Source organism: Brevundimonas sp. Br13 (assembly GCF_055391505.1).
This window is the reverse complement of record NZ_AP044008.1, coordinates 1,022,587-1,043,429: the sequence shown is the minus strand read 5'-3', so window position 1 is coordinate 1,043,429 and position 20,843 is coordinate 1,022,587. Positions and strand designations below refer to the sequence as shown.

The 20,843-nt window shown below is 67.7% G+C and carries 24 protein-coding genes and 1 tRNA gene; 10 read left to right on the top strand and 15 right to left on the bottom strand.

Annotated features, from left to right (window positions below):
* The first annotated feature begins 84 nt into the window (after positions 1–84).
* Together ACZ5M6_RS05180 and ACZ5M6_RS05175 are read left to right on the top strand one after the other, a co-directional pair.
* A complete protein-coding gene (locus tag ACZ5M6_RS05180) occupies positions 85–1,188 on the top strand; it encodes a helix-turn-helix transcriptional regulator (protein ID WP_464159835.1) in 1,104 nt (367 codons plus the stop codon).
* Between the two features lie 173 nt (positions 1,189–1,361).
* Complete coding sequence (locus ACZ5M6_RS05175; protein ID WP_444572472.1) at positions 1,362–2,069, top strand: glutathione S-transferase; 708 nt, start codon at positions 1,362–1,364, stop codon at positions 2,067–2,069.
* Between the two features lie 350 nt (positions 2,070–2,419).
* Here the strand turns inward: ACZ5M6_RS05175 and ACZ5M6_RS05170 are convergent.
* The 13 genes from ACZ5M6_RS05170 to ACZ5M6_RS05110 form a co-directional block, all read right to left on the bottom strand.
* Positions 2,420–2,496: transfer RNA gene (locus ACZ5M6_RS05170), tRNA-Arg, on the bottom strand.
* Between the two features lie 215 nt (positions 2,497–2,711).
* Entirely contained in the window at positions 2,712–3,209 is a 498-nt protein-coding gene (locus ACZ5M6_RS05165; RefSeq protein WP_183217819.1) for a hypothetical protein, read from the bottom strand.
* Positions 3,206–3,799 carry a response regulator gene (locus ACZ5M6_RS05160; RefSeq protein WP_054764764.1) on the bottom strand — a complete coding sequence of 198 codons (594 nt, stop codon included), beginning with the start codon at positions 3,797–3,799 and terminating at the stop codon, positions 3,206–3,208. The genes ACZ5M6_RS05165 and ACZ5M6_RS05160 overlap by 4 nt, the downstream gene beginning before the upstream one ends.
* Before the next feature lie 4 nt (positions 3,800–3,803).
* Complete coding sequence (locus ACZ5M6_RS05155) at positions 3,804–4,145, bottom strand: hypothetical protein (protein ID WP_054764763.1); 342 nt, start codon at positions 4,143–4,145, stop codon at positions 3,804–3,806.
* Positions 4,145–4,690 (bottom strand): chemotaxis protein CheD, encoded by a 546-nt coding sequence (locus tag ACZ5M6_RS05150; RefSeq protein WP_054764762.1) that lies wholly within the window; start codon positions 4,688–4,690, stop codon positions 4,145–4,147. The genes ACZ5M6_RS05155 and ACZ5M6_RS05150 overlap by 1 nt, the downstream gene beginning before the upstream one ends.
* On the bottom strand, positions 4,687–5,076 hold the full coding sequence (locus ACZ5M6_RS05145; RefSeq protein ID WP_054764761.1) for a response regulator: 390 nt from the start codon (positions 5,074–5,076) through the stop codon (positions 4,687–4,689). Before ACZ5M6_RS05145 ends, ACZ5M6_RS05150 begins: the two co-directional genes overlap by 4 nt.
* Before the next feature lie 17 nt (positions 5,077–5,093).
* Entirely contained in the window at positions 5,094–6,134 is a 1,041-nt protein-coding gene (locus ACZ5M6_RS05140; protein WP_464159834.1) for a protein-glutamate methylesterase/protein-glutamine glutaminase, read from the bottom strand.
* Positions 6,134–6,994, bottom strand: coding sequence for a CheR family methyltransferase (locus tag ACZ5M6_RS05135; RefSeq protein ID WP_054764759.1), 861 nt, complete (start codon positions 6,992–6,994; stop codon positions 6,134–6,136). The genes ACZ5M6_RS05140 and ACZ5M6_RS05135 overlap by 1 nt, the downstream gene beginning before the upstream one ends.
* Complete coding sequence (locus tag ACZ5M6_RS05130; protein ID WP_054764758.1) at positions 6,991–7,446, bottom strand: chemotaxis protein CheW; 456 nt, start codon at positions 7,444–7,446, stop codon at positions 6,991–6,993. Before ACZ5M6_RS05130 ends, ACZ5M6_RS05135 begins: the two co-directional genes overlap by 4 nt.
* 3 nt (positions 7,447–7,449) lie before the next feature.
* Complete coding sequence (locus ACZ5M6_RS05125) at positions 7,450–9,729, bottom strand: chemotaxis protein CheA (protein ID WP_464159833.1); 2,280 nt, start codon at positions 9,727–9,729, stop codon at positions 7,450–7,452.
* Between the two features lie 30 nt (positions 9,730–9,759).
* On the bottom strand, positions 9,760–10,125 hold the full coding sequence (locus ACZ5M6_RS05120; protein ID WP_054764756.1) for a response regulator: 366 nt from the start codon (positions 10,123–10,125) through the stop codon (positions 9,760–9,762).
* Entirely contained in the window at positions 10,122–10,409 is a 288-nt protein-coding gene (locus ACZ5M6_RS05115) for an STAS domain-containing protein (protein ID WP_054764755.1), read from the bottom strand. The genes ACZ5M6_RS05120 and ACZ5M6_RS05115 overlap by 4 nt, the downstream gene beginning before the upstream one ends.
* A gap of 74 nt (positions 10,410–10,483) precedes the next feature.
* Positions 10,484–12,418 (bottom strand): methyl-accepting chemotaxis protein, encoded by a 1,935-nt coding sequence (locus ACZ5M6_RS05110; protein WP_464160099.1) that lies wholly within the window; start codon positions 12,416–12,418, stop codon positions 10,484–10,486.
* Between the two features lie 523 nt (positions 12,419–12,941).
* On the opposite strand from ACZ5M6_RS05110, the gene ACZ5M6_RS05105 reads away from it, so the two are divergent.
* The 5 genes from ACZ5M6_RS05105 to ACZ5M6_RS05085 all read left to right on the top strand — a co-directional run bounded on the left by ACZ5M6_RS05105 (position 12,942) and on the right by ACZ5M6_RS05085 (position 17,698).
* On the top strand, positions 12,942–14,255 hold the full coding sequence (locus ACZ5M6_RS05105; protein WP_224761249.1) for a sensor histidine kinase: 1,314 nt from the start codon (positions 12,942–12,944) through the stop codon (positions 14,253–14,255).
* Positions 14,252–14,449 (top strand): response regulator, encoded by a 198-nt coding sequence (locus ACZ5M6_RS05100; RefSeq protein WP_464159832.1) that lies wholly within the window; start codon positions 14,252–14,254, stop codon positions 14,447–14,449. The genes ACZ5M6_RS05105 and ACZ5M6_RS05100 overlap by 4 nt, the downstream gene beginning before the upstream one ends.
* Positions 14,446–14,865 (top strand): response regulator transcription factor, encoded by a 420-nt coding sequence (locus ACZ5M6_RS05095; RefSeq protein WP_464160098.1) that lies wholly within the window; start codon positions 14,446–14,448, stop codon positions 14,863–14,865. The genes ACZ5M6_RS05100 and ACZ5M6_RS05095 overlap by 4 nt, the downstream gene beginning before the upstream one ends.
* Positions 14,866–14,933: 68 nt before the next feature.
* Complete coding sequence (locus ACZ5M6_RS05090; protein ID WP_464159831.1) at positions 14,934–17,423, top strand: helicase-related protein; 2,490 nt, start codon at positions 14,934–14,936, stop codon at positions 17,421–17,423.
* The gene (locus ACZ5M6_RS05085; RefSeq protein WP_336970975.1) at positions 17,420–17,698 is read left to right on the top strand and encodes an RNA-binding S4 domain-containing protein; all 279 of its coding nucleotides are present in this window, start codon (positions 17,420–17,422) and stop codon (positions 17,696–17,698) included. The genes ACZ5M6_RS05090 and ACZ5M6_RS05085 overlap by 4 nt, the downstream gene beginning before the upstream one ends.
* Here ACZ5M6_RS05085 and ACZ5M6_RS05080 read toward each other — a convergent pair.
* Entirely contained in the window at positions 17,688–18,329 is a 642-nt protein-coding gene (locus ACZ5M6_RS05080) for a YceI family protein (protein WP_224764380.1), read from the bottom strand. The genes ACZ5M6_RS05085 and ACZ5M6_RS05080 overlap by 11 nt on opposite strands.
* Positions 18,330–18,509: 180 nt before the next feature.
* On the opposite strand from ACZ5M6_RS05080, the gene fdxA reads away from it, so the two are divergent.
* The 3 genes from fdxA to ACZ5M6_RS05065 all read left to right on the top strand — a co-directional run bounded on the left by fdxA (position 18,510) and on the right by ACZ5M6_RS05065 (position 20,325).
* Positions 18,510–18,851, top strand: coding sequence for a ferredoxin FdxA (gene fdxA, locus ACZ5M6_RS05075; protein WP_054764750.1), 342 nt, complete (start codon positions 18,510–18,512; stop codon positions 18,849–18,851).
* A 309-nt stretch (positions 18,852–19,160) separates the two neighbouring features.
* Positions 19,161–19,691, top strand: coding sequence for a CarD family transcriptional regulator (locus ACZ5M6_RS05070; protein WP_054764749.1), 531 nt, complete (start codon positions 19,161–19,163; stop codon positions 19,689–19,691).
* A 253-nt stretch (positions 19,692–19,944) separates the two neighbouring features.
* Complete coding sequence (locus ACZ5M6_RS05065) at positions 19,945–20,325, top strand: hypothetical protein (RefSeq protein ID WP_224764379.1); 381 nt, start codon at positions 19,945–19,947, stop codon at positions 20,323–20,325.
* A gap of 3 nt (positions 20,326–20,328) precedes the next feature.
* Here ACZ5M6_RS05065 and ACZ5M6_RS05060 read toward each other — a convergent pair whose 3' ends face one another.
* Positions 20,329–20,790, bottom strand: a complete 462-nt coding sequence (locus ACZ5M6_RS05060; RefSeq protein WP_464159830.1) for a DUF3617 domain-containing protein — start codon at positions 20,788–20,790, stop codon at positions 20,329–20,331.
* Between the last annotated feature and the right edge of the window lie 53 nt (positions 20,791–20,843).

Sequence of the window (20,843 nt, the reverse complement as noted above, 5' to 3'; positions counted from 1 at the left end):
TTTCGGTCGATCCAGGAGACTCGCGCCAGAGAAGGACAACGCAGTGATGAATCAGCATTCGCGCACCGGCTCAGAGCCTCTAGCGTGACCGAAGAGGATGTCGCGACGGCGACCGCCGCCTTCCAGGGCGTGGGCTTGGGGGACCGGACCTGGGTGGAGGCGCTGGAAGGCCTGGCCAGGCTGACCGGTTCAAAGGGCGGCGAACTGATCGGCCTGGGTCGAGAGGCGGCGGTGCCGTTCAACTGGATGACGGGCTTGCCGCCGGAAGCCTCCGCCGAGTTCGTGACGGCGGGCGGCGGCGACCCGCGCGTGAACTCGCGCGTTCGAATCGGCATGGCGGCGCCCGAGATGGCGGTGCTCGACGAAACGGCCTTCACCAGCGCGCAGGACGCCGCGCGCTTTCCGGAATACGGCGCCTGGTTGCGTCGGCATGATCTGGCCTTCGCCTGCCTGTCCCCGCTGCTGCGCCAGGACGACCTGCTGGTGGGTCTGGCGCTGATGCGGAGCGAGTCTCAGGGCAATGTGACAGTGGAACAGCGTCGGGCCTTCGCAACCGTCGTTCCTCACGTCCGCGCCGCCGTCCGGACCCAGATCGTCCTGGACGCGCGAGGATTGAACCTCGCCCTGGGCCTTCTAGATACGCTTTCAAACGCCATCCTCATCTGTGACGGGCACGGTCGAGTCCTGGCGCTCTCCCCCGCCGCTGAGGCGATGGCGACTTCGGGCGAGATCCTGCGCGTGACGCGCGGCATGGCGGCCGGCGCTCGCGATGCGGACACCGCCGCCCTTCGCACCGCGATCGCTGCGGCGGCGGCGAGCACCGGCGGCCTCCGGCCGCCGCCCCGACCCGTCGTGCTGCGCGACGCCAGAGGAGACCGGCCGACCCTTGCCGAAGTCTGTGCCGCACCTGGAGACTATGCCCTGAGGTTCGGGGCCGCCGCCCTGGTGGTCATTCGCCCGCCGCGACAGGAGGAGGCGCGCCTTGTCGCCGCAACACGCAGCCTGTTTCACCTGACCAGGGCAGAGGCGGAAGTCGCCGCCAAACTAGCCGCCGGAATGGGGCCCCAAGCAATTGCCGAAGCCAACGGCGTCGCCGTCGGAACGGTACGCACACATGTACGCCGCATATTCGAGAAATGCGGCGTGCGGAGCCAACTGGAACTCGTGGCGCTTCTGGCGCGACTTTAATGACGAAGACTATGTCGGCATCCCCATCCTGGCGACCGGCGAAGTCGGAGCGCCGGATCGCGATCGCGCTGGCGATCCGTTGCGACTGGCTGTTCTGAAGCCCCGGGCGTGGCGCCGTGAACGCCTGACGCCCGCCCGCGTTCGTCAGTGAGCTCATGGATCAAAGGTTCGCTATGACGGACTACACCCTCTATTATTGGTCCCTGCCCTTTCGGGGGCAGTTCGTTCGCGCGGTTCTGGCCTATTCCGGCAAGACTTGGCGGGAGCCCGACGACAGAGAGATTTCCCGCTTGATGGAGGGGCCGGTCCGCGCCATGCCAGTGCCCTTCATGGGGCCGCCGGTTCTTATCGACGAACAGAATAAGGTCGCGCTCTCCCAAATGCCGGCCATTCTCCTCTATCTCGGCGAAACTCTCGATTTGCTGCCGGCAACGCCCGGGGCTCGGGCTTTGACGCTCAAGATCATCAATGACGCCAATGATCTGATCGACGAACTCACGCTCGACGGCGGCCGTCAGATGTGGACAAACCCGCGATGGGCCGACTTCGAGCCGCGTCTGAGAAAATGGATGTCCCTCTGGGAGGAGACCGGCCGACGTCACGGCCTAACGGGGACCTCCGGCTTTTTGCTCGGCAGCGCAAACCCACAGATGGCGGATCTTGTGACAGCGACGCTCTGGGCCACCCTGGCCGACCGGTTCCAGCCCCTCGAGGACTTGATCAGGGATGCCGCACCGATGACAGCGGCCCTGTCCAGCAGGGTGGCCGCCCTCTCGCCCTTGGCCGACTTGGCCAATAAGGCGCGGTCAGATTACGGGGACACCTGGAGCGGCGGAAATATCGAGGCTTCGCTCCGCAAGGTCTTGAGCGCCCGTCAATAGCCAGATTGAGGGATCACGGCGCCCTTCACATCCGCGAAGTCGCCATGATGCCTAAGAGTAACAGGGTCAGTATCGGCAAAGGGCGTCGAGACGGGCTCTGGGCGTCGAGAGCCCGAGACCTTCTCAAACAGGAAGGACGAAAACCCGTTCATATCCTGTCTGACCATCTGTGGTGGGGAAGACCAGAAACTCCTCGCCGGCAGAGTTGATCAAGTCTCGTGCTATCTCGTTGAAGGCTGAATCCTGCCCCTCCTTGCGGACAAGGATAAGCCTTCCCCGTCTTGCTCGCGGCGGAAGGCGGGGTGCTCGCGGCTGATGCTGTCCAGATGAACTCCCATTGCCCGACTTCATGGCGACCCCGGCAGGACTCCAACCTGCGACCTCGGCTTTAGGAAAGCCTTGCTCTATGCAGCTGAGCTACGGGGCCCGCAGGGGTGAACTAGCGGGTCGGGGCGGAGGGGGGAAGACGGTGGGTGCGGCGAACTGCATTTTCTTGGCCGCGTGGTCGGCGCCGCCCGAACTCGATTGTGGTTAATCTGTCTTAAGATACAATATCTTGGGGTGAACAAAGGCTGAATCGGCGCGAGTCCGTGATTCGGTCCTGATTCGTTTCGCCCCTGTTCCGCCGGCTGCGGATCGCGCTTAACCGGGCGCGGGCGTGCGGTCCACGACGGCGCGCAGACCGGCCAGCAGGGTCGAATTGGCGTCCGAGGCGCCGCCCCCCTCGCCCAGGATCAGCGACAGGGCGTGGACATGGACGTCGATCGAGGGCCAGGACCAGGCCTCGGCCGCCGACATCCGGCTGACGACCTCGCACAGGCTGTAGGCGGCCTCATAGAAGGCGGGCATGTCGAGAAAGCCCGCCGTATCCACCAGAACGGAGGCGATGGCGTAGAGCTCGGCCTCCGGGGCGGCGGGCCGGCCGGCGCAGAAGGCCGCCAAGGCCTGGACCTTGTCCTGGATCACCCGCAGGGTTTCCTCCCGGCGCCCCTCCAGTCCCTGTTCGGCGGCGGCGACGGCGGCCTCGATATCTATGCCGCCGGGGCGCGCCATCTGCCGCTGAAGCGAGGTGGTGATGTCGCGAATCCGCACGGCGGGCTTTGAGACATCCTGAGAAACGGCTTTGGAGGCGGCGGTCACAGGTTCACCTTCATCGGCTTCAACAGCATGTCGATATCGTCCTGGTTCATGTTTTCGCCGACCGCCTCGCCGACCTCGCCCGACAGGTCGGTGCTGCGGCGGCCATCCTCGCCGGGCGGCGGGCCGTAGTTGTGGACGCGCCGATCCGGCCCGACATAGTTTTCGGCCTCGATGAACTGGCGGTTCTGGGCGCCCAGCCAGACGATGCGGCGCAGGAGGACCGACGGCGTCAGGGGTTTGGCGACGATGAAGCTGGCGCCGCAGTCGCGGCCGCGCGCGACTCGCGCCTGGGCGGCGTGGCCCAGGATCATGATCACGGGTGTGAAACGGGCCGGCTCGGGCGCCTCGCGCCTCAGCCAGGTGACGAAGTCGTAGCCGTCCATCTCCGGCATGGCGCAATCGACCAGGATCAGGTCCACCGCCCGACGACGCAGCAGTTCGACCGCCTCCTTGGCGGACGGACATTTCAGCTGTTCGCGCACTCCGAACCCCTGGACGATCGAGCTGAGCAGATCCAGCGACGTCGGCTGGTCATCGACCAGCAGCAGGGTGGAATGCGCCAGATTGACCTTATCGGGCGCCTTGGTCACGGCGTTAGAATAGGGTCAGATCGCCCGAATCGGGCGGAGCCGAGACCTTGACGCCGGCGGCGGGCCGCAGCCGCACCGCCATGTCGGCCAGGGAGATGCGGCTGACGGACTCGGCCGGGGTGGCCCCGTCGCCCAGCATACGCAGGACGCCGGACAGGGCCTCCAGCCGCTGGGTCAGGGCGTCCAGGGCCTGGGCCTCGGTCAGGGCCTCGGCCCGATCCTCGGCCGGGGCGCGGCGCACCAGACGGCTGACCAGGGCCTCGACATGGTCGATCCCCTCGCGCACCCGTGTCAGCTCGTCGGCGACGGCGACCAGCAGTTCGGCGTGTTCGGGAGGGGCGTGCATCAGAACAGCTCCAGGGCGCCGGTATCGACCGGAGGCGGGGCGACGGGCGCGGGCCGCGGCGCCACAGTGTCGGTCACGGCGCGTTGCAGAGCCTTGCCGGTCACGGGCCAGTAGTGGACCCGGCGCCCGCCGTCTCCGCGCAGGCTGCCGCCGACGACCGGAATGCCTTCGTCACGCAGGAATTTCTCGGCGAAATCGGCGTTGGAGCGACCCACGTCGCGCAGGGAGTCGAACATGCGGCCGCCGCCGAACAGCTTGGCCTCCAGCCGATCGCGCCGGCCGCCCGCCTTCAGCACGTCGTTGATCAGCAGTTCCATGGCGTAGGCGCCGTAGCGGCGGCCCGCGTCGGTGCCGGCGCCGGACCCTTCGGGCAGCAGGAAGTGGTTCATGCCGCCCACCCCGGCGACCGGATCGCGCAGACACATGGCGACGCAGGAGCCCAGAATGGTGCTGAGCACCACATTGGGATCGCGCGTGACATGGTGTTCGCCCTGTCCGACGTGCAGACGCTTTTCTTGCGTGTCCTTCAGGGCGGAAAAGGTCATGTCAGGGCGCCGAAGACGGCTTCCATCTTGCCCTTCAGCTGGGCGACGGTGAAAGGCTTAACCAGGTAATTGTTGACGCCGAACTGGACCGCGCGCTGGACCAGCTCGCGATCGGCCCGACCCGTCAGCATGATGAAGGCGGTTTTGGAGGTCGGGGGGTGGGCGCGCACGGCGCGCAGCAGGCCCAGCCCGTCCAGATTGGGCATGTTGTAGTCGGAAATGATCAGATGGGCCGGCTTGGCGATGATGTCGCGCAGGGCGATTTCGCCGTCGGCGGCTTCGCGGATCTCGCGCACGCCGAGCTGTTGCAGGCTGGTGCGGACCAGAGAGCGCATCGTCATCTGATCGTCGACGACCAGGCAGTGAAGTGAGGCGGCGGCGGGCATGAGTAAGGCTCCCGGTGTCAGGCGACGGACCGTGCGGCCGGATCGGCGCACAGATCAAGGATGGCTGGGGCCAGGCGGTGCAGCGGCAGTTGCCGCTCCACAGCGCCCAGTTCGAAGGCGGCCTTGGGCATGCCATAGACGACCGAGGTGGTTTCGTCCTGACCCAGGGTGCGGCCGCCCGCATCGCGGATGGCCTTCAGCCCCTTGGCGCCGTCCTTGCCCATGCCGGTCAGGATCACGCCGGTCATGGGCCGTTTCAGACGGACGACGGAATCGAACATCACGTCCACAGACGGACGGTGGCCGTTGACGGGTTCGCTGTTCACCAGGCGGCAGCGCGGCGACAGGCCCGGCGTCAGCTCCAGGTGCGCGGCGCCGCCGGGCGCCAGATAGATGTGGCCGGGCTTCAGCGGCGCGCCGTCCACGGCCTCGCTGACCGCCGGGGCGCAGACCCGGTCCAGGCGCGCCGCGAAGCTGGAGGTGAAGGTCGCCGGCATGTGCTGGGTGATGACCGTCGCCGGGCAGTTGGCGGGAAAGCCGCTCAAGACCGTCAGCAGGGCCTCGACCCCGCCGGTGGAGGAGCCGATGGCCAGGACGTGATTGGGCGCGGGGCGATAGGCGCTGGGGGCGGCGGCGGCGGCGGGCACGTCGCCGCGGGCGCGAACCCGCGACCGGGCCGCCGTCTTCACCTTGCCGATCAGTTCGTGGAAGGCCTCGGCGCTGGCCACGGCCGGCTTGGCGACCGCGTCCACCGCGCCGATCTCCAGCGCCGCCAGGGTCACGTCCGTGCCCGCTGCGGTCAGGGTCGAGACCATGACCACCGGCATGGGGCGCAGCCGCATGATCTTATCCAGGAACTCCAGCCCGTTCATATTGGGCATTTCGACGTCCAGGGTCAGGACGTGGGGATTCAGCTCCTTGATGGCCGTGCGGGCCTCCAGCGGATCGGCGGCGGTGCCGACGACTTCGATTTCGGGGTCCGACTTCAGGGCGGCCGAGATCAGGCCGCGCATGGTCAGGCTGTCGTCCACGATCAGGACTTTGACGCGATCGGCCATCAGGCGGCTCCCAGGCGGTAGGTGGTCAGGCCGGCGGTCTGCAGCTGGCGGCTCGCCGGGCCGGACACGCGCTCGGAATGACCGATGTAGAGGGTGGCGCCGGGGTTCATCAGCGGGGTGAACCGGCTCCAGATCCGCTCCTGCGTCGGATCGTCGAAATAGATGACCACGTTGCGGCAGAAGATGACGTCGAACCGGCCCTTCATCGGCCAGTCGCCGATCAGGTTCAGTTCGCGGAAGGTGACCAGCCGCTTCAGCTGCGGCCCCGCCACCCAGTTTCCACGGTCCGCGCGGTTGAAATATTTGCGCCACAGGGTCGCCGGCGCCGGCTCCAGCGCCTCTTCGGAATAGACCCCGTCATAGCCCTGGGCCACCATATTGGGGTCGATGTCGGTCGCCAGGATGCGCACGTCCAGGTCCGCCGCCTCGGGCAGGACCGACAGCACCGTCAGGGCCATCGAATAGGGCTCCTGCCCGTTCGAACAGGCGGCCGACCACAGCCGCACCCGGCCCCCGGCGCGGGCGCGCGCGGCCAGGTCGGGCATGACGCGGTCGCGCAGATCGTCGAAATGATGCGGCTCGCGATAGAAGCGGGTGACGTTGGTCGTCAGGGCCGCCGTCATCTTCTGACGCTCGTCCACGCCGTCGGCGCCCTCGACCAGGGCGCAATAGTCCCGGAAGCTGGTCAGGCCCAGGGTCCGCAGCCGTTTGGCCAGGCGCGAATAGACCAACGCGGCCTTGCCCTCGTTCAGGGCGATGCCGGCGTGGGCATGCAGCATCTGGGCGATTTGACGGAAGTCGTCGGCGGTGAAGACGAACTCGCCTTCGACGATCGACCCCCGTCCCGGGGCGGGGTTCATGCGGCTTCGGCCTCGACCTGGGGCAGGATGTGGTCCAGTTCGATCAGGCTGATCATCCGCCCGTCGATCGAGAAGATGCCTTTGACGAAGGTCTTGACCTGGTCGCTGGCGACGTCGGGCGTCGGCTGAACCGCGGCGTCGTTCATCTCCAGAATGTCGGACACGGCGTCGACCAGCAGCCCCACCATGCGGCCGCCGATATGGGCCACCATGATGACGTGGCGGGCGGTCGGCTCGGACGTCTCAAGCCCGAACCGGGCGCCCAGGTCGATGATCGGCAGGACGGTGCCGCGCAGATTGATCACCCCCTTCATATAGCCGGGCGAGCGCGGCAGGGGGGTTGCGGGCGTCCAGCCGCGGATTTCGCGCACCGACATGATGTCGACGCAGAATTCCTGCCGGCCGATGCGGAAGGCGATGAGTTCGCGCTGGGTGTCGTTGGCTTCTGTCATGGGTCAGCTCGCGAGCTTGAAGTCGGATCGGGGAGATTTGCGGCGCATGTCGGTGACGAGGACATCGACGTCGAGGATCAGGGCCACACGGCCGTCGCCCAGGATGGTGGCGGCGGCGACGCCCTCGACCTGGCGGTAGTTGGTCTCCAGGCTCTTGATCACCACCTGGCGCTGGCCCTGGATGGCGTCGAACAGCAGGGCCGCCTGCTGGCCGCCTTCGGTCTCGACCACCACGGCGACGCCTTCGGAAGGGACCATCGGCGTCTCGCGGAAGCCCATGGTCAGGGCCACGTCGATCAGCGGCAGGAAGCGATCGCGGAAGCGGATCACCGGATCGAGCCCGCCGACATAGTGCAGGTCGCTTTCCTGCGGCGTCAGGCTTTCGACGATGGCCGGCAGAGGGGCGATCAGGGTCTGGTCGGCGGCCGTCACCACCATGCCGTCCAGAACCGCCAGGGTCAGCGGCAGGCTGAGGGTGAAGGTCGAGCCCTTGCCGGGGACCGAACTGATCGAGATGCGGCCGCCCAGGGCCTGGATCGACCGCCTGACCACATCCATCCCCACGCCCCGACCCGAGATGTCGGACACCACGGCGGCGGTGGAGAAGCCGGGCAGGAAGATCAGATTGTCGATCTGTTCGTCGGTCAGGGCGGCGTCGGCGGCGATCAGCCCCTTGTCCACCGCAATCTTCTTGACCCGTTCGCGATTGATGCCGCGGCCGTCGTCGGCGATTTCGATGACAATCCGGCCCGAGCGGTGCAGGGCCGCGAGGCGCACCGTACCCTCGGCCGGCTTGCCGGCGGCGATCCGCTCCTCCGGCGTCTCCAGCCCGTGGTCGATGGCGTTGCGCAGCATATGGGTGATCGGCTCGGCCAGGCGTTCGACCACGGTCTTGTCGACCTCGGTGTCTTCGCCGGAGGTGACCAGACGGACCTGTTTGGAGACCATGTCGGCGACTTCGCGGACCAGGCGCGGCATGCGCTGGAACACCGACTTCACCGGCTGGGCGCGGATGGCCATGACGCTGTCCTGGATCTCGCGCGTCAAAAGCTCCAGATCTTCCATCCCAAGCGCGATGCCCGAAGAGCGGGCCAGGCCGCTTTCCAGCACGCGCTGGGACAGCATGGCCTGCTGGATGACCAATTCGCCGACGACGTTGATCAGGCGATCGACCCGATCCAGGTCGACGCGGATGGTGACCGGCGCCGGCGCCACGGGGGTGGCGACCTGGGCGGGGGGAATGGGGGCGGCGGCCGGGGCCGGTGCGGGCTCAGGCGCGGAGACCTGGGCGGCGACCGGCGCAGGCGCGACCGGCTCGGGCGCGACCGACTGGGGCGCGACAGACTGGGGCGCGGGGGCCGGCGCCGGAGCGGCGGCGGGCGTTTCGGGCGCGGCGCCTGCAGCGGCCTTGGCCAGCAGGGCGGCGATGTCCAGTTCGTCGCTGGCGGGCAGGACGGCCGGCGGCTCTTCCTCGAAGACCAGGGCCGGGGCGCCGCCCAGCGGGGTGATGGTCAGGTCGCAGTCGGCCTCGACGAAGTCGAACACTTCCCGCACGGCCTTTTCATCGACATCGGCGACCAGGTCGATCGTCCAGGTCAGATAGCCGTCTTCGGCGACCAGCACGTCCAGGGTCGGCAGGGCGGCCTCGTCCACAGAGACGGTGATGGGGCCCAGCCGGCCCACTTCGCGCAGCAGCAGCCCCGCCTCATTGGCGCTGCCGTACATGCGGCCGTGCGGCTTGAAGACGATGCGCCAGCCGGGCTGGCCTGCGGGCGCCGCATCCGCAGCGGGAGCCTCGACCGCCAGCGCCGGGTCGTCCAGCGGCGCGTCGAAGGCCATGGGGGTGAAGCCGAAGTCGTCTTCCTCCTCCTCTTCGACGGCGGGCGGCGCCTCGCCGCCGTGGGTCAGAAGCTCCAGCTCCTGGACCAGGCCGGCCGAACGCTCTTCGTCCACCGGAGGAGCCAGGCCCTGGGCGGCCTGGATGTGGTCGGCCAGCACGTCAGAGGCCCGCAGCAGGGTCTTGATCGTGACCGCGTCGCAGGGTTTGCGGCCGCCCCGCAGCTCGTCCATCAAGGTCTCAAAGACGTGGGCGAACCGGACCAGAGCCTCCAGGCCGAACGCCCCCGCCCCGCCCTTGACCGAGTGAACGGCGCGGAAGACGGCGTTGATCGTCTCCAGGTCGGTCTGACCCTGCTCCAACAGCATCAGCTTCGATTCCAGTTCGGCGAGCAGTTCGTCGCACTCCTGGAAGAAGGTGGCTTTGATGGCTTCGAAGGCGTCCATGGCTGTTGGCCCGACCGATCTGGAAAAGTGTTAGGCCGCCACGCGGCGAACGGCGTCGACCAGTTTCACCGGGTCGAAGGGTTTGACGATCCAGCCGGTCGCGCCGGCGGCGCGGGCGCGGGCCTTCTTCTCGGCGTCGCTCTCGGTCGTCAGCACCAGCACCGGGGTGGTGCGGTGGTTCGGATCGGCGCGCACGCCTTCGATGACGCCGAAACCGTCCATGCGGGGCATGTTGATGTCGGTGATGATGACGTCGGCGCCCTGGGCGGCGAGCGTCTCCAGGCCGTCCACGCCGTCTACGGCTTGGATGACGACATAGCCGGCGTCTTCCAGGGCCATCAGCAGCATGTCCCGCATGGTGCGGGAATCGTCGATGGTCAGAACGGTCTTGCTCACGCGAGCGCTCCTTCAGTGAGGTCTGGTGCGTTGGTTTCGGACGCGCCGAAGGCGGCCCATTGTTCAGCGAAAGACGTCGATTGGGGCGTGATCATCAGATCGACCCCGTCGGCCGCCCAGGTCTTGCGGGCGGAGAGAAGGACTTGGAGACAAAGACCGCCCAGGCGTTCGACGCCGCTCGCATCCACCGTTACGGCCTGGCCGCGCTTGGCCAACAGTTCGGCCTTCAGCGGCTCGGCTGCGTTCATGTCCAGGACCGATGCGAGACTTATGACCTCAGCCATTGGTGTTTCCTTGTTTCAGCCCCGTCCGCTTCGTCTCACGCGGTTGGTAAATATCGCTTGAAGAACGGAGCATTTTAGAACTCTTCCCAGCCGTCTTCGGCGGGAGCGGCCTGTTGGGCGGGCGCGGCGCCGCCGCGGCCCAGGGTCTTGAGAGCCTGGACCATGCGATGGGCCGGCTTGGCCGGTGCGGAAGACGCAGGCGCGGGCGCAGGGGCGCGGGCGGGGGCGGCGGCGACCTGGGCCGCTGAGCCGACCTTGAACCGGGCCACCGAGGCCTGGAGCGACTGGGCCTCCTGGGCCAGAGAGTGGCTGGCGGCGGTCGATTGTTCGACCATGGCGGCGTTCTGTTGCGTGACCTGGTCCATCTGGTTGACGGCCGTATTGACCTCGGCCAGGCCGATGGCCTGTTCCTGGGCCGAGGCCGCGATTTCCGACACCAGTCCGTCGATCTCGGCGACCCGGTCCACGATCCGCTGCAGGGCCTCGCCGGTCTGGCCGACCAGTTTCACCCCCGAACCGACCTGGGTGCTGGAGGTCGAGATCAGGGTCTTGATCTCCTTGGCGGCCTCCGCCGACCGCTGGGCCAGGGCGCGGACCTCGGAGGCCACCACCGCAAAGCCGCGACCGGCCTCGCCCGCACGGGCCGCCTCGACCCCGGCGTTGAGGGCCAGGAGGTTGGTCTGGAAGGCGATTTCGTCGATGACGCCGATGATCTGGCTGATCTGGTCCGACGAGCCCTCTATGGCCTGCATGGCCTGGACGGCGTCGCGAACGATGACGCCCGAGGTCTCGGCGTCGCCCTTGGCGGCCTGGACCACGTCCGAGGCCTGGCGCGCGCCCGACGCCGTCTTGTTCACCGTGGCGGTGATCTCGTCCAGAGCCGCCGCCGTCTCCTCCAGCCCCGCAGCCTGCTGTTCGGTGCGCCGCGACAGGTCGTCGGCCGCCTGGCTGATCTCGCCGGCGCCGGAGCGGATGCCGGCGATATTGCCCACCACCACCGACAGGGCCTGCTGGAGCTGAGCGATGGCGGCGTTGAAGTCCGTCTTCAGCTGCGCCGCCTTGGGCGCGAACTCGGTCTCGATCCGATAGGTCAGGTCGCCGTCCGCCATGGCCGCCAGACCCCGGCCCAAGGCCTCGATCGTCACCCGGTCGGCCTCGGCCTCCGCCGCCTTCTCGGCCTCGCGGGCGGCCCGCTCCTGCTCGCTCATCGAGCGTTGCGAAAGCGCCTCCGCCGCCAGACGCGCCTTCTCAATGGCGGCGTCGCGGAAGGCGACGATGGCCTGAGCCATCTTGCCGAACTCATCCTTGCGGTCGGCGCCCTGGACCTGGATAGCGGTGTCGCCCGCCATCAGCTTCTGCATATAGCCGATCATGGTGAAGGTCGGCCGCACGATCGAACGGGTGGCGACCAGACCTGCAGCCAGGGCCATCAGCAGGGCGCAGACCATGCCCACGATCACGGCCATGAGGGCGGCCTGGGCCGCCTCGGCCTGGGCCTTGCGGGTCGCCTCGCGGGCGGCCTCGTTCTCAGCCCTCAGGACGTCGATCGCTTCTTCAACTGGAGCGATGAACTGGTCGGCGACGCCGGTTTGACCGACCATCCGGCTGGCCTCGGCGATCCGCCCCTCGGCGACCATCGCCTTACCGACCTGGACGATGTTGGCGTACCAGCCGTCAGCGGCCTTGATGGCCTCGTCGACGGGCGCGGCGCGATCGGCGGGCAGTTTTGCCCGCACCTCCTCCAGCGCTTCCTTGAACTTGGCGCGGTGCAGATCCAGCCGTTCGGCGTAATAGGGGTCCTGCGACAGCAGATAGCCGCGATAGGAGTTTTCCTGCTTGGACAGGCGGAACTCGGCGACGGCGAGCACTTGATTGATCTCACCTTCCAGATTGCGAGCGTGGTCGGCGCGCTGCAAGGCCAGAAGGTTCGTCACCACCACCACGCCCATGACGGCGATGGCGGCCAGGACCACGCCGAAAGCCACGGCGAGCTTCCGTCCGACGGACATGTTCTCAATAAAACGCAACCCAAACTCCTACGGTCTTCGTCGATCTGAGCGCGCCGCCACGGCCGAAACGGCCCTTTGCGGCGCGCCAGCCGCCCCTCTGCGATGAACCCGCATCTGTCCGACCAAGGATGGAAGGATGATTAATACGATTTCTGAACTGCGGCTTAGGTAGGAATGCGTAGCGAAGGTTGGCGCGGGCTGAGGGGCGGCGCCATCCGGCGCAGCGAACGCGGCGGATCTCCTGAATCGCATCGGACGAAGTGCGCTCGATAGTCGCGAGGCGTGTGAAAAGACGACGATATCGCTTCCCAGCCACGCCCTTGTCGTTGTAGTAAATTCGTCAGAAAAGCGGCGACGGTGAAGTCCAGATGATTTCGCAACGGCGAGATCCAACATGACAGGGGCGCGGGCGGACGCCTTTACTGAGTTGTTGAAGCGGGTCATCGGAAAATCCGCGAACGCATCTCCGAAGAACGCCGTTCTGCTCGCATGCGTCTGCGTCTCGCTGGCGGTTACGACGAGCGTGGCTCTTCGCGACGTCGATCACGTGCACTACCTGCCGCTGTTCGGAGCCGTCATGGCGACCGCCCTGGTCGGCAGCCGCACCGCGACCCTCTTCGTCATCGGCGTCTCCATCGCCGCCGATCTGGCGATGAAGGGGCGAAGCGACCTCTTCGATGCGGCGGTCGGCGCCGGCCTCTTCATCGCCGTATCCCTGCTGTTGGCCGAAGTCGGTCATCGGCTGACCAGCCGGACCGCCCTGTTGCACAGCATACTGACCTCGGTGCCCGTGGTGACGCTGGACGACGAGGGGCGTATTCGCCGCATCACCGGCCCGGCGGCCGATCTGCTGGGCGTGGCGCCCGAGGATGCTCACGAACGCCCTTTCAGCCTGTTCGCGCCGGACTTCGGCGAGGACATCCTGGCGAGTTTCGTCAAGGACGCCCCCCTGGCCGCCCCGCCCTCCGGCTATTGGCTGGTGAGACGTCCCAACGGCGAGATCGTGCCGGTGATCATCCACGGCGGGCTGCTGGCGCACAGCATGGCCTCCGAGCGGGTGGTCCTGTCCCTGGCGGACCAGCGTCCGAGCCTGGCCGTCAACGATCGCATGCGCGACCTGATGGACCAGCTCAGCAAGAGTTGGCGGCTCAATTCCATGGGTGAGATGGCGGCTATCCTGGCGCATGAGCTGAACCAGCCCCTGACGGCCGCCACCGTCTATCTCCATGCGTGCCAAACCGACATCGCGCGCGCTGGACCGATCGGCGACAGCGCGGGCCGCGCCCTCGACCTGGCCAAGACCCAGCTTCTGCGCGCGGGGGACATCATCCGGCGCATGCGCGAACTGATCGCGACCGGGGCGTCCCAGCTGACGGAAGAGCGGGTCTCCTCCATGGTGGACGACCTGCGCCCCCTCTTCGATTTGATCCGGCAGGAAACCGGTATCGCCGTCCGCATCGACGTCGATACGGCCGGGGATCGGGTCTTGGCCGACCGAATCCAGTTCCAGCAGGCCATCACCAATCTGGTGCGCAACGCCGTCGACGCCGTCGGCGACCATCCCGGTGCGGTCGTATCGCTCACGGGCCGCAGCCTGGCCGATGAGGGCTATGAGATCCGGATCGAGGACAACGGCCCCGGCATCGCCGAGGATCAGATGGACCGGATCTTCCAACCGATGATGACCACCAAGGCCGGCGGCATGGGCCTGGGCCTGTCCGTCACCCGCTCCATCATAGAGAGCCACGACGCCGCCCTGGCCGTAGGCCGCAGCGCCCTGGGCGGCGCCGCCTTCTCCTTTCGCCTCACGCCTGTCACGGAGCTCGAAGCCGCATGACCGACCATTCCGTCTTCGTCATCGACGACGATCAAGCCATGCGCGATTCCTTGCTCATGCTCCTGCGGGGCGAGGGCATCCGCGCGCGGGGTTTCGCCAGCGCGATGCAGTTTCTGGAACAGCTGCCGGACGACAAGTCCGCCTGCGTCATCACCGACCTGCGGATGCCCCAGATTGAAGGCGCTCCGAACTGATCCAGCGGCTCAAGGCGCTGAAGGGCGAGGCCTGGCCCGTTATCGTCATCACCGGCCACGCCGACGTGCCCCTGGCCGTCCAGCTGATGAAGGCCGGGGTCGTGGACTTCATCGAAAAGCCCTTCGATCCCAACCGCATCCTGGAGGCGGTGCGCGGCTGTCTGTCGGCCTTGGCGCGCCAGGGCGTCGAGAGCGAGGCGCGCGAACAGACCGCCGCCCGGCTGGCCAGCCTGACGCCGCGCGAGCGCCAGGTGTTCGACGCCCTGATCGACGGCAAGTCGAACAAGGAGATCGCCCTGGCCCTGGACATCAGCCCCCGCACGGTCGAGATCTTCCGCGCCAAGGTGATGCAGAAGATGCAGGCCCAGAGCCTGTCCATGCTGGTGCGGCTGGGGCTCAGCGTGGCCGACGCCTGACGCCCGCCCCTTCTGGGCTCAAAAGACTCACTTGAGCCCGGGCGCGATCGTCGCCACCTTGTCCTGTCATGAGTGACCGGTCCGCAGGCCTGCCCCCATCGCGCGTCACTGCGGTCCTGGGGCCCACCAACACCGGCAAGACCCATCTGGCGGTCGAGCGGATGCTGGGTCACGCCTCAGGCATGATCGGCCTGCCCCTGCGGCTCCTGGCGCGCGAAATCTATGAGCGGATCGTCAAACAGCGCGGGGCCGCCGCCGTCGCCCTGATCACGGGCGAGGAGAAGATCGTCCCGGCCCGCCCCCTCTATTTCGTCTGCACGGTCGAGGCCATGCCGTTGGAGCGGTCGGTCGAGTTTCTGGCCATCGACGAAATCCAGCTGGTCGCGGACCCTGAACGCGGCCACGTCTTCACCCAGCGGCTGCTGCACGCCCGCGGCCGGTTCGAGACCATGTTCCTGGGCGCCGGGACCATGGAGCCCCTGATCCGTCGCCTGATCCCGGATGTGGAGATCGTGACCCGGGATCGGCTGTCCACCCTGTCCTACGCCGGCTCCAAGAAGCTGACCCGCCTGCCCCGCCGCAGCGCCATCGTCGCCTTCTCCACCGAGCGGGTCTACGCCATCGCCGAACTGATCCGGCGTCAGAGGGGCGGGGCGGCCGTGGTCATGGGCTCGCTCAGCCCGCGCACCCGCAACGCCCAGGTGGCCCTGTACCAGTCGGGCGAGGTCGACTTCCTGGTCGCCACCGACGCCATCGGCATGGGGCTGAACATGGACGTGGACCATATCGCCTTTGCGGGGCTGAGAAAGTTCGACGGTCGCCGCACCCGCTGGCTGCACGCCCATGAGATCGGCCAGATCGCCGGGCGGGCCGGCCGCCATCTGCGCGACGGGACCTTCGGCGTCACGGCCGAGGCCGAGGATCTGGACGTGGATCTGGTCGAACAGGTGGTCGAGCATCGGTTCGATCCGATCGAGGCGGCCGAATGGCGAAACGCCCGGCTGGACTTCGACACCCTGCCCGACCTTCTGCGGTCCCTGACGGTGACGCCGGGCCGCGCGGGGCTCAGCCTGACGGCCGAGGCCCTGGACGAGACCCTGCTGCGCCGCCTGATCAAGGATGAGGAGGTCGCCCGTATCGGCCGCTCGCGCGGGGCGGTCATGCGGCTGTGGGAGGCCTGCCAGCTGCCCGACTTCCAGAAGACGACCCTGGACGAGCACGCCCGCCTGGCCAAGGACGTCTTCCAGGCCCTGACCGGCAAGCGGGGGCGGTTGACCGACGACTGGATGGCGCCGCGCTTCGCCTTCGTGGACCGCGACGACGGCCAGATCGACCAGCTGTCGGCCCGGCTCTCGGCGGTGCGGACCCTGTCCTATATCGCCAACCGCCCAGACTGGGTCCATGACGCCCAGGGCTGGCGCGACAAGACCCGCGCCCTGGAGGACCGGTTGTCGGACGTGCTGCACGAACGGCTGACGGCCCGCTTCGTGGACCGGCGCACCACGGCCCTGATGCGGGCGCTGAACGTCCGGGAGGATGCGTTTGCGGGCGTCGCCGAGGACGGCGAGGTGACGGTGGAGGGCCAGGTGGTGGGTCAGCTCGAGGGCGTCCGCTTCCAGATGGAAAAGGGCGCCTCGGCCCTGGAGGACCGCACCCTGCGCCAGGCGGCGGTGCGGGCCGTGACGCCGGAGATCAATCGCCGTCTGGGGCAGTTGGCGTCCGAGACCGACGAGGGTTTCGCCGTCACGCCGGACGGGGCGGTGCTGTGGCGCGGGGTGTTGACCGCCCAGATTCAGGCGACGCCGACCGGGGCCGATCCCTTTTCGCCGTCGGTGCGCCTGTTGGGCGACCTGGGGGCGACGCCGGCCCGCGAACGCGCCCGTCGACGGATCGAGGCCTGGCTGGCGTCCGAGGCGGGTCGGGCGCTGCGCGATCTGCGGCGGCTGAAACAGGCGGTCGAATCCGGCGCGCTGAAGGGCCTGCCGCGCGGCCTCGCCTTCCGCCTGATCGAGGCCGGCGGGCTGATCGACCGGCGCGACGTGGATCGGGATCTGGCGGCGCTGAGCCAGGTGGAGCGCCGCACCCTGAAAAGCTTCGCCATCCGCGTCGGCGTCCATTCGGTCTGGCTGCCGGGCCTGCAAAAGCCCCGCGCCCGCCATTTCGCCCAGGCCTTCGTCACGGCCCCGCTGATCCCCGCCAGCCCCGAACTGATCCCCGCCCCGGTCGAGCCCCCTTCCCCGCGTCTGTTGTCGGCCTCGGGTCTGCGCCACGCCGGTCGGTGGCTGGCGCCGGTGGAGGCTCTGGAGAAGATGGCGGAGCTGCGCGCCGCCAATCACGGCCGACTGTCGGACGAGGCCCTGACCGATCTGGGGTGGAGCGCCGATCAGGCGAAACAGCTCATCGCCGCCCTGAAAACCGAACGCGCGCGCCGGCCCGACAAGCCGGGCGCCGCGCCTAAGATCGTCAAGGATTCCCCCTTCGCCGCCCTGGCCGCCCTGACCGAGGCGCCGACGGCCAGACCCAAGCGGCGGCGTCCGCGCCGAAAGGCCGCCTCTTGAGCGAAACCGCCTGTCGTATCGACGTCTGGCTGTGGCGGGCGCGCTTCGTGAAGACGCGGGGCTTGGCCGCCGCCCTCGTGGAGCGGGGCGCGGTGCGGCTGGTCCATCAGGGGCGCGAGACCCGGCTGGACAAGCCCAGCCGCGGCGTCCACCCCGGCGACCTACTGACCTTCGTCCAGAACGGCGAGGTCACGACCCTGCGGGTGGAGGCCCTGGGCGAAAGGCGCGGGCCCGCCGAAGAGGCCCGCGCCCTCTATAGCCGCCTTACGACTTGATCACGAACTCGCCTTCGATGTGCAGCTTCACCTCGTCGGAGACGGCCGGCAGGGCGTAGTTGATGCCGAAGTCCGAGCGTTTGATGGTGGCCTCGCCGTCGAAGCCGGCCTTATAGGCGCCCATGACGGATCCGGCCGCATTGAACTCAACCTCGATCGTCACCGGCTTGGTCACGCCGCGCAGGGTCAGGTCGCCGACCACCGTCGCCTCATTCGGATCGGACGGATCGACCGTCACCGAGCGCGAGACGAAGGTCGCCGTCGGATGGTTGGCGGTGTCGAAGAAGTCGGCCGTTTGAAGATGGGCCTTCAGCCGGTCGTCATTGGGCGCCACGTCGGTCAGCGGGACGGTGGCGGTCAGGGTCGAGGCGGAGGGGTTGGCCGGGTCCAGCTTCAACTCGGCCTTCACGTTCACGAACTGACCCGTATAGGTCGACAGGCCGAAGTGGCTGACCGACCAGGTGATCTTGCCGTGGCTCGACTCCAGCGCATAGTCGCCGGCGCGGACCTCGGCCGGGTTCTGGGTCAAGGCGGCCTGGGCCACGACGGCGCCACCGGCGGCGAGGCTGAGGGCCAGGGCGCCGGCCACGGCGTATTTGGCGAAGGCGTATTTCATCAGGGGAGCGCGCATGGTCATGTTCCGGTAGGGGTTGATATGTAATCTACACAGTTGCGGTTAAGCCCGACCTTTGTCAAGCGGTCGAGCCAGGCCCGCGAACGCCTCTCACCTTAAGCCCTGCTGTTGACAGTTGGTTGCGCGGCCGCCATGTCGCAGACCTCCCGCTCGCAATCGTGATCTCTTCGCCGCCCAATGACCTACATCGTCACCGACGCCTGTGTGAAATGTAAGTTCATGGACTGCGTCGAGGTCTGTCCCGTGGACTGCTTCTATGAGGGCGAGAACTTCCTGGTCATAGCCCCGGACGAATGCATCGACTGCGGCGTCTGCGAGCCGGAATGCCCCGTCGACGCCATCGTGCCGGACACCGAGGATGAGCCGGACGGCAAATGGCTTCAGGTCAACGCCGAGTACGCCAAGGTCTGGCCCAACATCACCGTCAAGGGCACGCCCCCCGCCGACCGCGAACAGTATGAGCGCGAGACCGGCAAGTTCGAGAAATACTTCAGCCCCAAGCCGGGCAAGGGCTCCTGAGCCGGGGCGGCCGACGCAGGGCCGCGCGTTCAAACCTTCGCGACATTCCGCGTCGGCTGTGTGGACGTTTTGAAATTCCGCAAATTTGTGATAGGTTCTGTTTCATTGGATCGGGCGGTCCGCGAAACCTTCGCGCCGCCCGTGTTTGCGACAGAATCCCGCCCATAGACGGGATCGGCCAGAGGTTTGGTGATCCGTTTCCGCATCTGACGTCCGCATTTCATCGACCGACGGAAGCTTCCGGCGGCGAGACTGCATTGCGTTTGATGCGCCTTCGCTTCGCCCGGCCCTGACCGGGAAAGGACGAATATGACGAGCAAGACTGGTCTGGAGTTCAAGGTTGGCGACGCGGTCGTCTATCCGGCGCACGGCGTCGGCAAGGTGGCGGCCATCGAGACTCAGGAAGTCGCGGGCATGTCGCTGGAAGTCTATGTCGTGACCTTCGACCACGAGAAGATGACCCTGCGCGTCCCGACCAAGAAGGCGGCCACCGCCGGCCTGCGTTCGCTGGCCGCCGACGACGTCGTGACCAAGGCTCTGACCACCCTGAAGGGCCGCGCCCGCATCAAGCGCACCATGTGGTCGCGCCGCGCCCAGGAATACGAGGCCAAGATCAACTCGGGCGACCTGATCTCCATCGCCGAGGTGGTCCGCGACCTGCACCGCGCCGACACCCAGCCGGAACAGTCCTATTCCGAGCGCCAGCTCTATGAATCGGCTCTGGACCGGATGGCGCGCGAAGTCGCCGCCGCCAACAAGATTGACAAGGACGCCGCCGTCGAGCTGCTGGCCAAGTCGCTCAGCGCCAAAAAGCCGGTCCCGACCGCCGAAGCCGCCTAGAGCCTGATCTGTTGAAGTGGAATCGCTTCGCGATTCCGCTGAAGCCGTGAATCAGGCTCCAGATTAAAGCGAGAGCATGATTCACGCTTCTGTCGGAACCGCGAAGCGGTTCCGTCCGAAACGATCATGCTCTAAGCGTCCGCATCGGAACGACGAAAAGGCCCCGGAGCGATCCGGGGCCTTTTTGTTTTGACCGACGTCAAGGCGGGGCGCGGCCTCATCCGCTCAGATGGCCGGCGACAAGGAGCCGACCATGACCGACGCCGCCCCGCTTGGATTTCACCACATCCGCCTGGAGCTGGCGCGCGAGCCCCAGCACCCCGAAGGCGACCCTGACATGGGCTATGACATACTGGCGCCCCTGACGGCCGAGCGCCGGCTGGACGCCGCCGTCTGGCGCGAGGCGCCGGAGAAATGCCGGGTGCGCCGCTTCTCGCACGGGGCCACCCTGGCCTTCGGACGGCTGCGCCATGCGGCGCCGGACCGCTGGTTCCTGGACTTCGAACCCGGCGAGGCGGACGACGCCCACGGCTTCCGTCTGGCCGACGAAGTGATCCAGACCGGCGAATACCTCAGCCTGTCGACCGGCGACCAGACCCACACCTATGTGGTGGCGCGGGCCGAGCCGGTCTGAGCGTCAGAAATATTCTGCGTTGGCCGGGCACTGGGCGCTGATGCGCCGGGCGGTGATGCTGGCGGGGACATAGGGGGTGCCGCGCAGCAGCTGGGCTCCGCCGCGGAAGCTGAAGCTGGTGTCCTCATAGGTTCCGTTCAGCCGGACCTGAATCCGCCGCCCCTTCTTGTCCTGGCACGTCCCCTCGAACCGGGCGCGGCCGTCGCCGACCACCCGGGTCGGATAGGTGCAGCGCCAGCGGTTGGTGGACAGGCCGCCGAAGAAGCGATTGATCTCGCTGGGACGGACGCATTTCTGATGGGTCTCGTTCTGGCCCAGGGCGCTGGTGGTGTATTCCCAATAGCCCGGCAGCACTTCCGACTGGGCCGGAGTCTGGGCGGGCGCCATGGCCGGGGCGGCCAGCATCAGGGCGCCGGCGGCGACGGGCGCCAGGGCGGCCAGCAGTTTAAGAGACGGACGGGACATGGCGGCCTTCTGTTCAGCGGAAGTCTTCATGATATGGCGTATAGAGCGCGTCA